The following is a 15775-nucleotide window of genomic DNA, read 5'->3' on the forward strand; positions in this document are numbered from 1 at the left end:
ATTGTCGGGGTGGCAAGATTCGAACTTGCGACCTTCCTGACTGCCGTCAGGACGCGATGACCCGTGCTGGTTTGACTGTTTGTAAAACAAAAAAACCAGTCCCTAACCGGAACTGGCTTCCATTGTCGGGGTGGCAAGATTCGAACTTGCGACCTTCCTGACTGCCGTCAGGACGCGATGACCCGTGCTGGTTTGACTGTTTGTAAAACAAAAAAGCCAATCCCTAACCGGGACTGGCTTCTATTGTCGGGGTGGCAAGATTCGAACTTGCGACCTCCTGCTCCCAAAGCAGGCGCGATGACCGGGCTACGCTACACCCCGAAGTATTTTATCTTTGGTGGTCTTTACCACCTTTGGCTGATTTTGGCACTGCGACCTTCCTGACACAGTCAGGACGCGATGACCGGGCTACGCTACACCCCGAAGACCCGCCCGAAATTGCTTCCGTAAAGCGATGACAAAGGTAGAAAATGATTTTTCTAAAACAAAAAGCAGTATCGTAATTTTTATTTTATTTTCAGGTGAGCAGATCCTTAACCACGTGCCCATGTACGTCCGTCAACCTATACCTTCGCCCTTGGTGCTTGAAAATCAGCTGCTCATGGTCTATGCCAAATAAATGCATCAGGGTGGCGTGGAAATCGTGAATATGAACGGGATCTTTGACCACATTGTATCCCAGTTCATCGGTTTCACCGTAGGAAAATCCAGGCTTCACACCTGCACCGGCCATCCACATGGTAAAGCACCTCGGATGGTGGTCCCTGCCATAGTTATCCTTAGTTAGGGTACCCTGACTATAAACCGTGCGGCCAAACTCGCCACCCCAGACCACCAGTGTATCTTCTAGCAGCCCACGCTGCTTCAGGTCCTTAATCAATGCGGCGGTAGCTTGGTCGGTCTTTTGACATTGATTTCGAATACTTCCCGGCAAATTTCCGTGCTGATCCCACCCTTGGTGATACAGCTGCACAAACTTCACGTCCTTTTCAATCAACCTCCTAGCCATTAAGCAATTGGCCGCATAGGTGCCCGGATCTCGGCTTTCCTCCCCATACAGTTCGAAGATATGATCCGGTTCATCGGAAAGATCACTGATTTCCGGCACACTGGTCTGCATGCGGAAGGCCATCTCGTACTGGGCGATTCGTGCGGCAATCTCGGGGTCTCCATATAGATCCTGCTGCACCTCGTTGAGGGCCTTCAGGTGGTCCATCATTTCCCGGCGGTCCTTCCCCTCGTAGTTCTCGGGGTTACTCAGGTAGAGCACAGGGTCTTTGCCGGAACGGAACTGAACCCCCTGATGCTGCGAAGGCAAAAACCCATTCCCCCAAAGCCGGGCATACAGCGGTTGGTCCAATACGGCGTTTTTGGAAACCATCACCACAAAGGCCGGCAGGTTCTTGTTTTCGGAGCCCAACCCATAGGAAAGCCAAGCTCCTATAGAGGGCCTTCCTGCCAGTTGATGACCCGATTGCATAAAGGTAATGGCCGGGTCGTGGTTGATCTGCTCGGTAACCATGGACTTAATAAAACACAGTTCGTCGACCACCTCGGCCGTATGTGGCATCAGTTCACTCACCCAAGCCCGGCATTTTCCGTATTGTTTGAAAGAAAACGCCGATTGGGTCACGGGAAAGATCGCCTGATTTGCACTCATGCCCGTTAGCCGCTGTTCGCCCCGCACCGAGGGCGGAAGATCCTTACCGTGCATATCCGCCAGCTTGGGCTTGTAGTCATACAAATCCAACTGGGAAGGCCCACCGCTTTGAAATAGGTAAATAATGCGCTTTGCCTTAGCGGCATGGTGGGGAAGCCCCGGAAGCCCCCCATTTCCCGGATCTGTTCGATTAGGCTGCGCCAGCAAGCGTTCGGCCCCAAATAGAGACCCCAGTGCCAAGGACCCCATTCCCATGGCTGTTTTGGTAAGGAAATGCCTTCGATCCATCTTTAATTCCAACGAATGCAGGTCTGCATGATGGGCAAATTTCGGCGATTTATGATGTTTGCACATAGGTAAGCTATATTGACGTTATCGTTTGGTGATGGCTGCGTCCGAGTTCATAATCGCACTGGCCACCACGGCATGGGCTGCCACCCGGGGAAGGTCCACCGTGTGGGAGAAAGCGTAAGCGCCGGTTTCTACCCAACCTTTAGCCTTTTCCGGCGACTGCTGAAACTTTTTGTATTCCTGTGCCCGCAGGGTGTCCAGTATTTCCAATTCTTTTTCGGTAGCAGTCCTACCGGTCAGTTTTCGAAACGTTCGATTAATGGCCTCCTTCGATTCGGACAGGGTAGCCATCTCGGCCCCAAGCACTTTGGCTGCCTCGACAAACGTGGGATCATTCAAAAGAACCAGGGCCTGAAGCGGTGTATTGGTTTCCTGGCGCACGGCCACGGATTCGCTGCGATCCGGCACGTCAAAAATATGGGTGGTTGGGTGTGGCACAGACCGCTTCCAAAACGTGTACAGGCTTCTTCTATACAGGTTTTCGCCACTTTCCTCTACATAGGTACCCCCATTTACCCTCCACAACCCTTCCGGCTGATAAGGCTTCACACTAGGACCGCCGATTTTCTGGCTGAGCAGCCCGGAGGCCATCAGCGCATTGTCACGTATCATCTCTCCAGGCATCCTCCCGGAAGGCCCCCTGGCCAATAAAATGTTGTCGGGATCCCGTTCTCTCAGCTCATCAGAGGTGAAGGAGTGTTGACGGTAGGTGGCCGAAAGCAACAGCTTTTTCTGGAGGGCTTTCACGTCCCAGCCGGACTCCATAAACTCCAAACTGAGCCAATCCAACAGCTCCGGATGGGAGGGCATGTCTCCCTGATTGCCAAAATCGCCCGCAGAAGCCACCAAACCACGGCCAAAATAATACATCCAAAGGCGATTCACCGCCACCCTAGCGGTAAGCGGGTGCCTACGATCTGTCAACCATTGGGCCAGTCCCAGGCGATTTTTGGGCAGGTTCTCCGGCAGCTCCAGCACACTTTCCGGGGTATTGGGAAAAACCTCCTCCCCATGCGACTGATACTCGCCCCTTACCAACAGGTAGGTCGGTCTACGCGGTTCCATGTCCTGCATCACCATCACCTCCTGAACGGGCTCCACTTCCTGCGCATGCTGCATTCGGGTCTCCGTCAGGACCTGCAGTTGCTTTTCAAAAGGGGGAAAATGATTGTGGATAAAATAGCGCTTCAACAATTCCTTCTCCGGCTGATCCAGTGCTTCCGGAGCTTTGGCAAGCAATGCGGTAAATGCCGCCCTATCTCCCAATTGAAGTGCTTCCAGCTCGGTCAACTCCCGGTCGAAGACCATAAGCTCATCCACCCGTGCATTCTTTATGCCGCGCCCACGCCAGACGGCCCCCACTTGAATGCCCGGCTGACCCCCGCCTTGAAAAACAATGTCTTTGTACAAATTATCCTTGACCACGGTAGTCGCCAACGGCACACCGTTTTGATAAATATTCAACCCAGAGGCCTTCGAAGAGCCATCGTAAGTCATCACAAGGTTGACCCACTGATCCTTTGGTACCTCGGCAAGCGTCTCCTTGATGATGGCATTATAGGGTGCCGTGTGGGCCAAAACCAGTTCCAACCGGTTCTCTTTCAAGTAAAGGTGATAGCCGCGTCGGTTATAAAGCACTGCCCCGGTACCCGTGTGAAAAATGGCCCCGTGTTCCCGCTCCTTGGGTATATTCACCCAGATGCTGACGCTAAAGGGCTCACTTTTCGTAAACACCCCGGATTTTTCCATGCGAATCCAAAAATCTCCGTTGAGCTTAACACCGCTGCCTCTTAGGCCGTCAGCCAATTCAGGGGTCTGATTTTTTACGTCGCTGCTCTCCATCAATGCCTTTTCGGATCGATCTAACGCATTGGTAAGTGGCAGCGCATCAAAATCCAGATGGGCCTTTAAGCTTCGGGGCAACGCGCTTTGGGCATCCGATTGGTAGGAAGCACCGGCCAGCCATTGTGAAAAAACCGTGTCCGCCCCCTTGAGGGTTTCCAACAGATGGGCTTGCTCCCGTTGAACGTTGGATTCCAACATCTTTAGTACCTTTTCCTTCTCCTCGTCGGTCCAAAGCATGGTAGGTACCGGCATGGCGTTATCCCAGGATATCTGACCCGCCTCATCTACTTGGTTAAAAAAACTGCTAAGTTCAAAGTAATTCTTTTGAGAAATGGGGTCGTACTTATGATCATGGCAGCGGGCACACTCCAGCGTGAGCGCCATAAAAGCCTTGCCCAGCGTATTGGTACGGTCGGCCACGTATTCTACCCGAAACTCCTCGTCCACAATGCCTCCTTCCATGTTTTGTGGATGCACCCGGTTAAAGGCTGTAGCCAGCAGTTGCTCTTTGGTTGGGTTTGGCAGCAGATCCCCGGCTAGTTGCTGGGTGACAAAGGTATCGTAGCGCATGTTTTGGTTGAACGCCTTGATCACCCAATCTCTGTAAAGCGACATATCTCGGTAACGGTCCACAGTGTAGCCATGCGTGTCTGCATAGCGCGCCACATCCAGCCAATGCATGGCCATTTTCTCTCCGTAATGCGGCGAAGCCAGTAGACGATCAACCTGCCGTTCGTAGGCTTCCGGCGAGTTATCTGCCAAGAACGCGTCTATTTCCGCTTCGGTGGGAGGAAGGCCGGTGATATCCAAGCTGATTCTCCTCAGAAGGGTTTCCTTATCGGCTTCGGGACTGGGCTTCAACCCTTGAACCTCCAGCTCAGCGAGGACAAACCTATCGATCTCGTTGTTTCCCCATCCACTGCTTTTCGTCTGCGGAATAGCGACCGTCTCAAGGGGTATGAAGGACCAGTGTTTTTTATAAACCGCCCCTTGTTCGATCCAACGGATCAGTATGGCCTTTTCCCTGTCGGTTAGTGTCAGGTGTGACTCCGGCGTGGGCATTCGAAAATCCGGGTCCTCTGACAGGATCCGTTTTACCAGTTCGCTCTTGAAGGGTCTCTTGGGCTTGATCGCTACTTTGCCGGGGTTTTCGGGCAAACTGGCAAATGCCGCATCCGCCTCATCCAGTCGCAGACCGGCATGCCGGGTGTTTTCATCGGGGCCGTGGCAGGCGAAACATTTATCGGAAAGGACGGGCTTCACGTGCACATTGTAGTCTAACGCCTCCGGCAGTTCATCCATAGCCTCCTGCACAGGGGCGGGGATTTCACCACCACAGGAAAACAAACCAACAAATCCGACAAACAATACAAAAGATAGAGGTCTCATAGAGATGATACAGAATAATTAAGGATAAAGTTAATGCTTTACCCGTTCAATTGGTACATATGCCCTAGATATTTACGTGAATGGTCTTTGAAATATCCGTGATACCTAAAACCTTAAAAACAATCGACCAAAGCACCTGTCCCAACGCAAACCCAACCGATCGGTACCCAAATAACCTACATGCTTTGGTTTTAGAGAAAAAACGACCCCTACTGCCTCAATCGGTTTCTATGGGGAAATTTTGTACTTTTGCCGCATGCGGCAACTATACAATCTGGGCATGGGACTATTGGCTATCGGCTTGCAAGTGGGCAGTTGGAGGTCAACCAAGCTTAGGCAGATGGTACAGGGAAGAATGGGACTTTTTGAACGTCTACGCGCATTCAGGAACACATCACCCGGACCGCTCGCATGGTTTCACGTAGCTTCGCTGGGAGAATACGAGCAAGCCAAACCGGTAATCAGGGCATTTCGCGAATCCAGACCCCAATGGCAGGTGGTAGTGTCCTTCTTCAGCCCTTCCGGATATGAACATGTGATCAAACGGCCACAGCCCCATGTGGATTTCATCACCTACCTACCGATAGACAGCCCTGGTAATGCCCGAAGGTTTCTTCAAATCCTTTATCCAAACATCTCCTTTTTTGTCAAATACGACCTTTGGGCAAACCATATCCTGGCCGCTAAATCGTTGGGCGTCCCCCTGTTCTTAATTGCAGCAGCGTTTCGGGAACAACAAGTGTATTTCAACAAAACCTACGGCGGCTTCTTCCGGCGCATGCTGGGCCATTTTGACCATGTGTTCACACAGCAGCCATTACCCGCTGCCATGATCGAAAGACTGGGTTTAAAATCGGTTTCGGTGGCAGGAGATCCGCGCTATGACAATGTGAATGCCATAAGCCAATCTCCCAAGTCCTTCCCGGAAGTGTCCAAAGGAATTGCCAAACCTGTTTTGGTGGGCGGTTCGGTGTGGCAGGAAGACATGGATCGGATCATCCCTTTTATCTGCGCGCACCCGGAATACCAATACATCCTGGCACCTCATGACATACATGCCAAAGCGATCGAAGAATGGATCTCGGCGCTCCCCGGAAAAACGCTCCGCTACACCCACTTGGACCTGCAAGATCCGCAACCTTGGGATACCCTGATAATCGATAACATCGGCATGCTCTCGTCTCTGTACCAATATGCCCGAGTCGCCTATGTAGGTGGGGCATTCGGAAAGGGGCTGCACAATATTCTAGAGCCCTTGGCTTTCCGCATTCCGGTAATTTTTGGTCGACTGAAACAACGAGGGAAATTTCCCGAATGGGAGATCAGCCAAAACTACGGGTGTGGTTTTGCCGTACAAACGGCGGCAGACTTCGAATCTGTCATGACACAACTGACCGATGAAACCACCTATGAACGTGCCAGCTTGGATGCAGACCGCCTGCTGAACGACAACCTGGGCAGCGCCCGAAAAATCATGGAAATCGTAAACCAAAAGCTAACCAACGGATGAAGGGACGTGTGATGAAATCTACCGGATCCTGGTACATCCTTCAATCAGAAAAGGGAACCATCAGCGCCCGACTAAGGGGAAAGTTCAAGCAGGAGGGCCTCAAACTCACCAACCCCATTTCCGTGGGCGATTGGGTGGATTGGGACTACGAAGAGCAGCAGGAAACAGCCGTGATACGGGATATCCTTCCGCGTGAAAACTACATTATCCGCAAGTCTACGCGGAAGCAGCAGTTTTCACATATCCTCGCTTCCAATATTGATCAGGCATTTCTAGTGGTGACCGTAAGAGACCCTCGGACCTCCTTGGGGTTCATAGACCGCTTTTTGGTCAGCACGGAAAGTTTCCGGATTCCCGCCTATATCATCGTGAACAAAGCCGATGCATTGAGCAAGGAAAAAGACGTTGAATACCTTTCCTTACTGAAGGAAATCTACGACCCGTTGGGCTATCCAGTGCTAAAGATCTCAGCGCTAAATCAGGAAAACCTGATTGAAGTGCTGGCTCCATTTCTTCATGGAAAAACCACCTTGTTGGCCGGCCATTCCGGAGTGGGCAAATCAACCCTACTGAACAGACTGATTCCACAGGCCAACCAAGCCACCCGGTCTGTCTCCAAATTCACCTCCAAAGGCGTGCACACCACCACCTTTGCCGAGATGTTTGCCTTTGGTGACGAAGGCTTCCTGATAGACACGCCCGGCATCAAGGAGTTTGGCATCCTGGAAATTGAAGACCAGGAGCTATCCCACTACTTTGTGGACCTGAGACGCTACCTCGGGCAATGCCGGTACCACAACTGCAAACATGTAAACGAGCCAGGGTGTGCCGTCATGGAGGCCTTGGAAAAGGGCGAAATCCACCCCTACCGGTACGAAAGCTACTTGAATATCCTATACGAGGAAGACAGCCACCGGTAATGCCGAAAATGACTTCCCAGAGTCAAATAATGTTCGGTTCTTTGAAACTCCCTTCTTTTGGCTTAATTTTCCTTTTCAAACAATCAATCGTTCTACCGGATGAGTGAGCACAAAACCTTGGTCTTAAATCACAAGCAGATACAACAAAAGATCACCCGCATCGCATATGAGATCTACGAACGCAATGTGCAGGAGCAGGAGCTCCTATTTGCCGGTCTCACCGGCATGGGGTACGTGCTGGCAGAGCTGATAGCCAAAAAGCTCCGAGAGATCTCCCCCATTCAAGTGGGATTGATACAAGTGAACCTGGACAAGTCCCAACCCCAGCTAGAAGAAATCAGCTGCTCGGAAGCCGGCCCCTATACCGGCAAATCCATTATCCTCGTGGACGATGTACTCAATACGGGCAAAACCCTGGCTTATGCCCTATTCCCCTTTTTAGCGGACAATGTAAAGAAAATCGAAGTAGCCGTACTCGTAAACAGAAGCCACAAGCTCTTCCCAGTAACGCCCGATTATACCGGTTACGAACTTGCTACGACGCTCAGCGAACACATTACGGTGAAATTAGATCCCGAAAACGCCACTGTGCACCTGCACTAAAAAATCTGCCCCATGTCAGTACACCAATCGGCCAATATCAAACGTATCACCACCCACATTCTCCAAGAAATGAAGCAACGTGGGGAAAAAATCTCCATGCTGACCGCATACGATTACTCCATGGCAGGCATTGTGGATGCGGCAGGTATCGACATGATTTTGGTGGGTGATTCGGCCTCCAACGTAATGGCTGGACACGAGACTACCTTGCCCATCACCTTGGATCAAATGATCTACCATGCGGCCTCAGTGGTGCGGGCCGTCAATCGGGCGCTCGTGGTGGTGGATATCCCCTTTGGCTCTTATCAAGGAAACAGTTCGGAGGCCCTACGTTCTGCCATCCGCATTATGAAAGAAGCAGGCGCTCACGCCGTAAAAGTAGAAGGTGGCGCAGGGATCAAGGAATCCGTGGTGCGGATCCTCAGCGCCGGAGTGCCGGTAATGGGACACCTCGGGTTGACCCCTCAGTCTATTTACAAGTTTGGCACCTACACCGTGCGCGCTAAGGAAGAAACGGAGGCCGAAAAACTACTGGAAGATGCCAAAATCCTGGAAGAATGCGGCTGTTTCGCCTTGGTCTTGGAAAAAATTCCTGCCAGCCTGGCAAAAAGGGTATCAGAGGCCGTTCGCATTCCCGTAATAGGCATAGGTGCCGGACCGGATGTGGATGGACAGGTGTTGGTTTTACACGACATGCTGGGAATCACCCAGGAATTTCAGCCTCGTTTTTTGCGGCAATATGCCGATCTACGTGGCGTGATGTTGGACGCTGTGGGAAGGTATATACAAGATGTGAAATCCCGCGATTTCCCTAACAAGGGAGAAAGCTATTAACCTAATTATCAAAAAACTATTCGTCCTTATTGTTTTCCAAGAAAGCCAGCAAGTCCATGATATCCTGATCGGTAAGCCTATCCAAGAGGCCCTCCGGCATCAAGGAGGCTTCGACCAGCCCGTAGTCTTTCACATCTTTTTTGTCCACGCTGATGAATCCCACTTGTTGGGTGTAAAGCTTGATATCATTGTCTCCCACATCAATTTGCCGTCCCTCGTACCGTTTCCCATCCTGCATGATTATATACCAACCCTGCCACTCTGGACTGACCTCCTGAGAGGGCAACAATAGGGAACTCAGCAGTCCCCTCCGGTCCTTGGATTTGCCCACATGGCTTAAATCGGGACCCAGATCCCCGCCAATGCCCACATGGGCATGACATGCTGCGCAACTTGCCACAGTGGAATAAAATACACGCCGACCCCGAGAAACATCCCCGTTCCCGTCAAGCAGTGCCTGCCATGCGGGAATGTCAGCGGGAGTTGGACGCTTGCCCGTGTCTTCGTACAGTGCCAGCATCAGTTGCTGCCGCAATCCCTCGCTTTCACACGAGCTACCGTCTTCCAATACACCAACCATGGCCTGCTTCACTTCAGGGTCGTTGGCCCGAAATCGCAAAAAACGGGCAGCTTCGGTCGCAATCGCTTCCTCACTCGAATACAACAAAGCAATCACTTCCTGCCACTCGGTATATGGCTGCCTGTCCAAGGCCCACAATGCCTCTGCCCGTACCTCTGAGTCCATTTCCGGATTGAAGGCCAACGCTGCCAACGCATCTGCGACCTTTGGACCCGTTAGGTGCACGATGATGCGTATCAAGTCTATTATCCGGGAAAAATCCTCCTCTTCAGAAAGCAAACGAACCAATAATTCCCGGTGCTCCGAAGGATTTTCCAAAAAAGTTAGCGCAGCCGACCGCCATTCTCCAGGGATATCGGTAGCTGAAATAAAATCGGACAGAAACCCTTGCGGCAAAGCACGTGGCAGCTGCTTGGCATTCGGCTTTGCTATAGCTTGATAGGCAATTATAAAATCCGGTTGAAGCATTTTGACCGTTTCCAGGTAGGTTTCAAACAACTCCACTGAAAAGCCTGGCCCCGATAGCGCACTCCTTATATGGGGAGAAAGTGGTGTAAACCCTTGCTCACCGACCCATATCAATGCGGCTCTCCGGATTTCCGGATCCGGGTCCGTAAGGAAGGTCTTTGCAGACTCCATCCCGTCGCCCGAAGGAAATCGCCGCATGGCCAATAATGCCCCCATCCGCACCGCCGGGTGCTGATCGTAGCGTACTTCCTGAAGGACTGCCTGTAATTTGGGCTTACCTAATGCTAGAATCGCCGCATGGCGTTCAAAGGCATCCTTCGACTGTAACGCTTCTTTCAATAAAGCGGCACCCACCTCGCCTTCCCGAAGTGCGTTCCATTTGGTCACCGAAGCATGCTCATGGACTGGACTGTAGGCCGTTTCCGGTGCTAAGGAATGGGAGGAGTCAATCGCAGATAGCTTCCATACCCTGCCTTTGCCGTGGTTAGGGTAATAACGCATCACCCAGTCGGTGAAATACACGTTTCCCTTGCTATCCGCAGCGAAAGCTACCGGGCGAAAGTCAGTGCCTCCTTCCACGACCACCTCCGTGTCACCGGTTACCGACAACCCTGCCTCAGCGAACCGAGTCCGGACAATCCGGCTTTCCTCCCAAATGCTGCAAAGAAACTGGTCCCGGTAATCACTTGGGAAAGTGGTCAGATTGGTATTTAGCAAACCCGATGGTGCCTCTCCCAATGGCACAGCATAGGGCAGGGTACCCGGTAGCTCGCCGTTCCAAGCTAGATATGGGTGAATTCCACTGCCGCCAAACAAGGATTTATACCCAAAGTCGGATCCCTCTACCGCATGTACCAACCGGTTGGGACCACGGCTGTCCGGGTCGTTGTCGGCCACCAGCAGCCTTCCATAACTGTCAAACTTCAGATCAAAGGGATTCCAATAACCGGTGGAAAAAATTTCCAGTTTAGACCCATCCGCATCCGCACGTACTATATTACCGCCATCCCCATAGCCAGAAACCTTGCTACCGTCGGATCCAGCCAATACCCAATGGGCAGACCCCGTATTGCCCCGGCCCAGATACATGTTACCCGATGCATCAAACGTGATGCTAAGCATGGCTGCGTGAGCGTAAACCTGATAGGGCTTCTCAAGACCGACCAGCAGCCTACGTTCCTCACTGATTCCGTCAGCATCCCTGTCGTAGAGTACCCATACTTCCCGGGAAGTAATGACGTGGAGTTCTCCTTCCGGCGAGATGGCCAGGTTCAACCCTTCGGTAATGCTGTCCGCAAAAACCAGCACCTCGTCCCATTGGCCGTCTCCATTGGTGTCTGCAAATCGCTTGATCCGGTCAAAGGACGGGCCAGCATAATCTTTGGGCGGCAAGTGGGTATGGGATTCCAAGACATACACCCTGTCTTCGGCATCCACGGCGATCCCGATGGGCGTCACTATTTCCGGATCTTCGAGCATCAGCGAAAGTGATAGCCTCGCATCCAATACCCGAACGCCATGTATTTCTTGGAGCGTTGCCACAGGTTCCTTTTGGGTGCAAAACCAAGCCATGACCACAAAAAACAGCCATCCATAACCAACTCCTTTGGCGATGAATTTTAGGTATCTGTCACAACGCATGGCGACTAACGTTGATATTTTTCGAAAAGCCCGTACGCGCGGCGAAGATCCTGAACCAGGGTCTCTTCATTGCGAGGCGGTGCCATTTCGACCACCAAGTACCCCTTATAGCCATAACCAAGTAGCTTTTGGATTACCCCCTCGTTATCAGTTACGCCGTCACCAAAATTGACAACCTTATGTATGCCCTTCCGCTCGGTATCCTTCAGGTCCACGTGCATGATCTTGGAATGAAATCGGTCCACCACCTCCATCAGGTCAATAGATGACCCGTCGAAATGCCCATTATCCATGCACATGCCCACGTGGGTGGAATCTACCGCTTCAAAAATCCGGTCGTAATCTTCAATCGTTTCAATATTGTTGTTGGCGTGATTTTCAACCGTGACCAACACATCCATTTCTTCCGCGGCTGGGGCAATTTCCTTCAAAACAGCAATCACCGCATCCAATCCCCCTTCTTTGCCCCTGCCTGCGCCGGTAAACTTCACCCTCCTGCACCCCAATACCTTTGCAGCCCGCATATTCCATAGCTTATGGGCCACATCTTTGATGATATTGCCCTCTGCACCAAAGGCACTGCCCTGCACACTTATCGGCGTGAGGCCGTGTTGATAACAACGCTGCTGTATGCTGTGAATGCCGGCTGGGGTGAGGTTTCGACCATACCAACAGTTGAACTCCACATTTTTAAAGGGAAGCTGCGGGATGACTTCAAATGCCCTTTCAAAGTTACGGTCGCCAAAGCCATCACAGGTGATGGTAGCTATGGCAAGCGCTACCTGGTTGAAGGGTTGGGCTGACGGGGTAGAGACGGATTCCTTCCAGGTCGGGTTGGCAAGGCTTAACCCGGCCACGCCCAGGCCGGCCTTTTTGATAAAGTCTCTTCGGGGGTTAAATAGGTTCATTCTGGGATCATCATAGATTAACAGCCTCAATATAACTCAAATAGATTGGAAACCTCAAAAAAACCAACACCCAATCGCCATTTTTTAGGAGGCATGTTACTCCTATTCCTCCAATTCCCCAAACCAAACCACCGCATACCCCTGGTAAATTCCCACGCCCATGGCCCGCCAGTTGGCATCTTTAAACACTCCCAGGTTGGCTATTACGGCATGGTGGCCCGGACTTTTCTTCCACACATCCAGCGCCACGGCTGGCACAGCAGCCTGGGAGTGCCAGTAGGCGATCTCATAGCCCGGACTTTCGTAGCCGGCGATTTCCTTGGGCTTATCCCACATGCACCCGGGGTTTTTGTGGTTTTCCCGGTAGCAGCACCCTTTCCAAGGCCCCTTGTTTGACCAAGAGTGCATGTTGCATCGCCCGCCAGGTGTGTGGTTTTCCATCAGATCCTTTGCGTGAATTTGGGCTACTTGGGTCAAAGCCGACGAAAAAGGCACTTCAGAAAGGCCACGGCTGACCCGGTACTCGTTGATCAGGTCAAAAAGCTCCTGCTCCGCGGGAGAAAGGGAAACGGGCGCAAAGTAAAAGCTTTGGGGAAGCCAAAGCGTTCCCAAGGTGATTAGTACGGAAAATAAGTTGATAAGCATCAATAATCAGGGGTTAGATCTGTTTTATAACGCTGAATGGATGCATTTAGTCCCTGCTTAAAATCCACCTATTACTCCGTCATACCTTTGAATACGCTTTTTTTTGCGTATTTTAGCCCCCAATTTATCGGATCTACGATATTTTTCATACGAATCAAAAAAACAGATGTATTTATGAGTGACAAGACCCCTAAAATACTTTATACGCTTACCGATGAGGCCCCTGCGTTGGCCACTTATTCCTTGCTTCCGATTATCAAGGCCTTTACCGATTCGGCTGGCGTGGTAGTGGAAACCAGGGACATTTCCCTTTCTGGGAGGATCATCGCCTCCTTTCCAGAGTACCTTAAGGAAGAACAACGCATTGGTGATGCGCTCGCCGAACTTGGGGAGATTGCAAAAACCCCCGAGGCCAATATCGTAAAACTACCGAATATCAGTGCCTCCATCCCCCAGTTAAAAGCAGCCATCAAAGAACTGCAAGCGCAGGGCTACAGCCTCCCAGACTATCCGGATGATCCCAAGACCGAGGAAGAGCAGAGCGTACGCGCCAAATACGATAAAGTAAAGGGCTCAGCCGTAAACCCCGTTCTCCGGGAAGGCAACTCCGACCGAAGGGCACCCCAAGCGGTAAAACAATTTGCCCGAAACAACCCGCATAGCATGGGCAAGTGGAGCAAGGATTCCAAATCCCATGTGTCCAGTATGACCGGTGGCGATTTTTACGGCAGCGAACAATCCCGCACCATTTCAGCCGCTACTACGGTGCAAATTGTTCTCGAAAAAACCGACGGCACCAAGCAAGTATTAAAAGACGAATTAAAGTTACAAGCAGGAGAAGTGATCGATGCTTCCTCCATGAATGTAGCCGCGCTAAAGAAATTTTTACACGAGCAAAAGGAAGAAGCCAAAAAGCAAGGAGTCCTTTTCTCCCTTCACATGAAAGCGACCATGATGAAGGTATCCGATCCCATTATCTTTGGACATGCGGTTACCGTCTTTTTTGCACCCGTTTTTGAAAAACATGCGGCAACGTTTGCCGAAATCGGCGTAGATACCAAAAACGGTTTTGGTGACCTGATCGCAGCACTGGGCAAACTCCCTGCAGACAAACGTGCGGAAATAGAAGCAGACATCGAGTCCTGCTATGCCGACAGCCCGGATTTGGCAATGGTGAACTCTGACAAAGGAATCACCAACTTGCACGTACCCTCCGACGTCATCATCGATGCCTCCATGCCGGCTATGATCCGATCCAGCGGTCAAATGTGGAACAAAAACAACCAACTGCAAGATACCAAAGCCGTCATCCCTGACCGTTCCTATGCGGGCGTATACCAGGAAACGATCCAGTTCTGCAAGGAAAACGGTGCATTTGACCCCCGAACCATGGGATCGGTGCCAAACGTAGGACTAATGGCCCAAAAGGCCGAGGAATACGGCTCCCATGACAAGACCTTTGAGGTTTCCGCAGCAGGCACTGTGAAAGTGGTGGATGCTTCCGGAGAGGTGCTGATGGCACACGAGGTGGAAGCAGGAGATATCTGGAGGATGTGTCAGGTGAAGGATGCCCCCATTCAGGACTGGGTGAAACTGGCGGTTAACCGGGCAAAAGCTACCGGTGCCCCTGCGGTATTCTGGCTGGACAAAAACCGTGCACACGATGCCCAACTGATCACCAAGGTGGAAAAATACCTGAAAGATCACGATACCACCGGATTGGAGATCCATATCCTGTCTCCTGTGGAAGCCACGAGGTTTTCGTTGGTTCGCATGAAGGAAGGTAAAGATACCATATCCGTAACCGGAAACGTACTCAGGGATTACCTGACCGACCTTTTCCCGATATTGGAGCTGGGAACCAGTGCCAAGATGCTTTCTATTGTGCCGCTGATGAACGGAGGAGGTCTGTTTGAAACCGGTGCAGGTGGGTCTGCTCCCAAACACGTGCAGCAATTTGTAGAAGAAGGACACCTACGCTGGGACTCCCTAGGTGAGTTTTTGGCGATGGCAGTTTCCTTGGAGCACCTTGCCAACACGTTTGACAACGAACGTGCGCGGGTGTTGGGAGAAACCCTAGATGCCGCTACTGCCAAGTTCCTACAGGAAGGAAAATCCCCTTCCCGCAGGGTCAATGAACTGGACAACCGTGGTAGCCACTTTTACCTGGCCATGTACTGGGCAGAAGCTTTGGCTGCCCAAGATAAAGACGCGGCACTTAAGGATATCTTTACGCCCGTGGCAAAGGATTTTGCGGCCAAAGAGGCTAAAATCATCGAGGAGCTAAACGGCGCGCAGGGAAGCCCGGTGGATATCGGTGGTTATTACCGACCCGACGAGGAAAAAACTTCCATCGCCATGCGTCCAAGCCAAACACTGAACCAAATTCTAGAGGGCATCAAAGCCTGATTTTCGAATTAG

At 51.5% G+C, this 15775-nt stretch carries 10 protein-coding genes and 1 tRNA gene; 5 read left to right on the top strand and 6 right to left on the bottom strand.

Annotated elements, in window-relative coordinates; genetic code table 11:
- Positions 1–246: 246 nt before the first annotated feature.
- From IAQ59_RS06380 to IAQ59_RS06390, 3 genes are all read right to left on the bottom strand, one after another.
- Positions 247–321: transfer RNA gene (locus IAQ59_RS06380), tRNA-Pro, on the bottom strand.
- 196 nt (positions 322–517) lie between these two features.
- Positions 518–2014, bottom strand: a complete 1497-nt coding sequence (locus tag IAQ59_RS06385) for a DUF1501 domain-containing protein (RefSeq protein ID WP_209329957.1) — start codon at positions 2012–2014, stop codon at positions 518–520.
- A gap of 18 nt (positions 2015–2032) precedes the next feature.
- Positions 2033–5245 carry a DUF1553 domain-containing protein gene (locus tag IAQ59_RS06390; RefSeq protein WP_209329958.1) on the bottom strand — a complete coding sequence of 1071 codons (3213 nt, stop codon included), beginning with the start codon at positions 5243–5245 and terminating at the stop codon, positions 2033–2035.
- 256 nt (positions 5246–5501) lie between these two features.
- Here IAQ59_RS06390 and IAQ59_RS06395 point away from each other — a divergent pair, with 256 nt between their 5' ends.
- The 4 genes from IAQ59_RS06395 to panB all read left to right on the top strand — a co-directional run bounded on the left by IAQ59_RS06395 (position 5502) and on the right by panB (position 9112).
- Positions 5502–6755 carry a 3-deoxy-D-manno-octulosonic acid transferase gene (locus IAQ59_RS06395; RefSeq protein WP_209329959.1) on the top strand — a complete coding sequence of 418 codons (1254 nt, stop codon included), beginning with the start codon at positions 5502–5504 and terminating at the stop codon, positions 6753–6755.
- Positions 6752–7675 carry a ribosome small subunit-dependent GTPase A gene (rsgA, locus tag IAQ59_RS06400; RefSeq protein ID WP_209329960.1) on the top strand — a complete coding sequence of 308 codons (924 nt, stop codon included), beginning with the start codon at positions 6752–6754 and terminating at the stop codon, positions 7673–7675. Before IAQ59_RS06395 ends, rsgA begins: the two co-directional genes overlap by 4 nt.
- A gap of 99 nt (positions 7676–7774) precedes the next feature.
- Positions 7775–8278: a phosphoribosyltransferase family protein gene (locus tag IAQ59_RS06405; protein ID WP_209329961.1), complete on the top strand. Its 504-nt coding sequence runs from the start codon at positions 7775–7777 to the stop codon at positions 8276–8278.
- A 12-nt stretch (positions 8279–8290) separates the two neighbouring features.
- Positions 8291–9112, top strand: coding sequence for a 3-methyl-2-oxobutanoate hydroxymethyltransferase (gene panB, locus IAQ59_RS06410; RefSeq protein WP_209329962.1), 822 nt, complete (start codon positions 8291–8293; stop codon positions 9110–9112).
- A gap of 16 nt (positions 9113–9128) precedes the next feature.
- Here panB and IAQ59_RS06415 read toward each other — a convergent pair whose 3' ends face one another.
- The 3 genes from IAQ59_RS06415 to IAQ59_RS06425 all read right to left on the bottom strand — a co-directional run bounded on the left by IAQ59_RS06415 (position 9129) and on the right by IAQ59_RS06425 (position 13354).
- Positions 9129–11801 (bottom strand): PVC-type heme-binding CxxCH protein, encoded by a 2673-nt coding sequence (locus IAQ59_RS06415; RefSeq protein WP_245189465.1) that lies wholly within the window; start codon positions 11799–11801, stop codon positions 9129–9131.
- Between the two features lie 5 nt (positions 11802–11806).
- The gene (locus IAQ59_RS06420) at positions 11807–12709 is read right to left on the bottom strand and encodes a sugar phosphate isomerase/epimerase family protein (protein ID WP_245189466.1); all 903 of its coding nucleotides are present in this window, start codon (positions 12707–12709) and stop codon (positions 11807–11809) included.
- A gap of 102 nt (positions 12710–12811) precedes the next feature.
- Positions 12812–13354: a CAP domain-containing protein gene (locus IAQ59_RS06425; protein ID WP_209329963.1), complete on the bottom strand. Its 543-nt coding sequence runs from the start codon at positions 13352–13354 to the stop codon at positions 12812–12814.
- Between the two features lie 174 nt (positions 13355–13528).
- On the opposite strand from IAQ59_RS06425, the gene IAQ59_RS06430 reads away from it, so the two are divergent.
- Complete coding sequence (locus IAQ59_RS06430; RefSeq protein WP_209329964.1) at positions 13529–15763, top strand: NADP-dependent isocitrate dehydrogenase; 2235 nt, start codon at positions 13529–13531, stop codon at positions 15761–15763.
- The last annotated feature ends 12 nt before the right edge of the window (positions 15764–15775 follow it).

It is taken from the genome of Lunatimonas salinarum (genome assembly GCF_017811155.1).
GTDB classification, from domain to species: Bacteria; Bacteroidota; Bacteroidia; order Cytophagales; family Cyclobacteriaceae; genus Lunatimonas; species Lunatimonas salinarum.

What these genes read in the sequence shown, in the direction of transcription:
- IAQ59_RS06385 (WP_209329957.1), bottom strand. Translation starts at nt 2,014, where the DNA reads ATGTGCAAACATCATAAATCGCCGAAATTTGCCCATCATGCAGACCTG.
- IAQ59_RS06390 (WP_209329958.1), bottom strand. Translation starts at nt 5,245, where the DNA reads ATGAGACCTCTATCTTTTGTATTGTTTGTCGGATTTGTTGGTTTGTTT.
- IAQ59_RS06395 (WP_209329959.1), top strand. Translation starts at nt 5,502, where the DNA reads ATGCGGCAACTATACAATCTGGGCATGGGACTATTGGCTATCGGCTTG.
- rsgA (WP_209329960.1), top strand. Translation starts at nt 6,752, where the DNA reads ATGAAGGGACGTGTGATGAAATCTACCGGATCCTGGTACATCCTTCAA.
- IAQ59_RS06405 (WP_209329961.1), top strand. Translation starts at nt 7,775, where the DNA reads ATGAGTGAGCACAAAACCTTGGTCTTAAATCACAAGCAGATACAACAA.
- panB (WP_209329962.1), top strand. Translation starts at nt 8,291, where the DNA reads ATGTCAGTACACCAATCGGCCAATATCAAACGTATCACCACCCACATT.
- IAQ59_RS06415 (WP_245189465.1), bottom strand. Translation starts at nt 11,801, where the DNA reads ATGCGTTGTGACAGATACCTAAAATTCATCGCCAAAGGAGTTGGTTAT.
- IAQ59_RS06420 (WP_245189466.1), bottom strand. Translation starts at nt 12,709, where the DNA reads ATGAACCTATTTAACCCCCGAAGAGACTTTATCAAAAAGGCCGGCCTG.
- IAQ59_RS06425 (WP_209329963.1), bottom strand. Translation starts at nt 13,354, where the DNA reads ATGCTTATCAACTTATTTTCCGTACTAATCACCTTGGGAACGCTTTGG.
- IAQ59_RS06430 (WP_209329964.1), top strand. Translation starts at nt 13,529, where the DNA reads ATGAGTGACAAGACCCCTAAAATACTTTATACGCTTACCGATGAGGCC.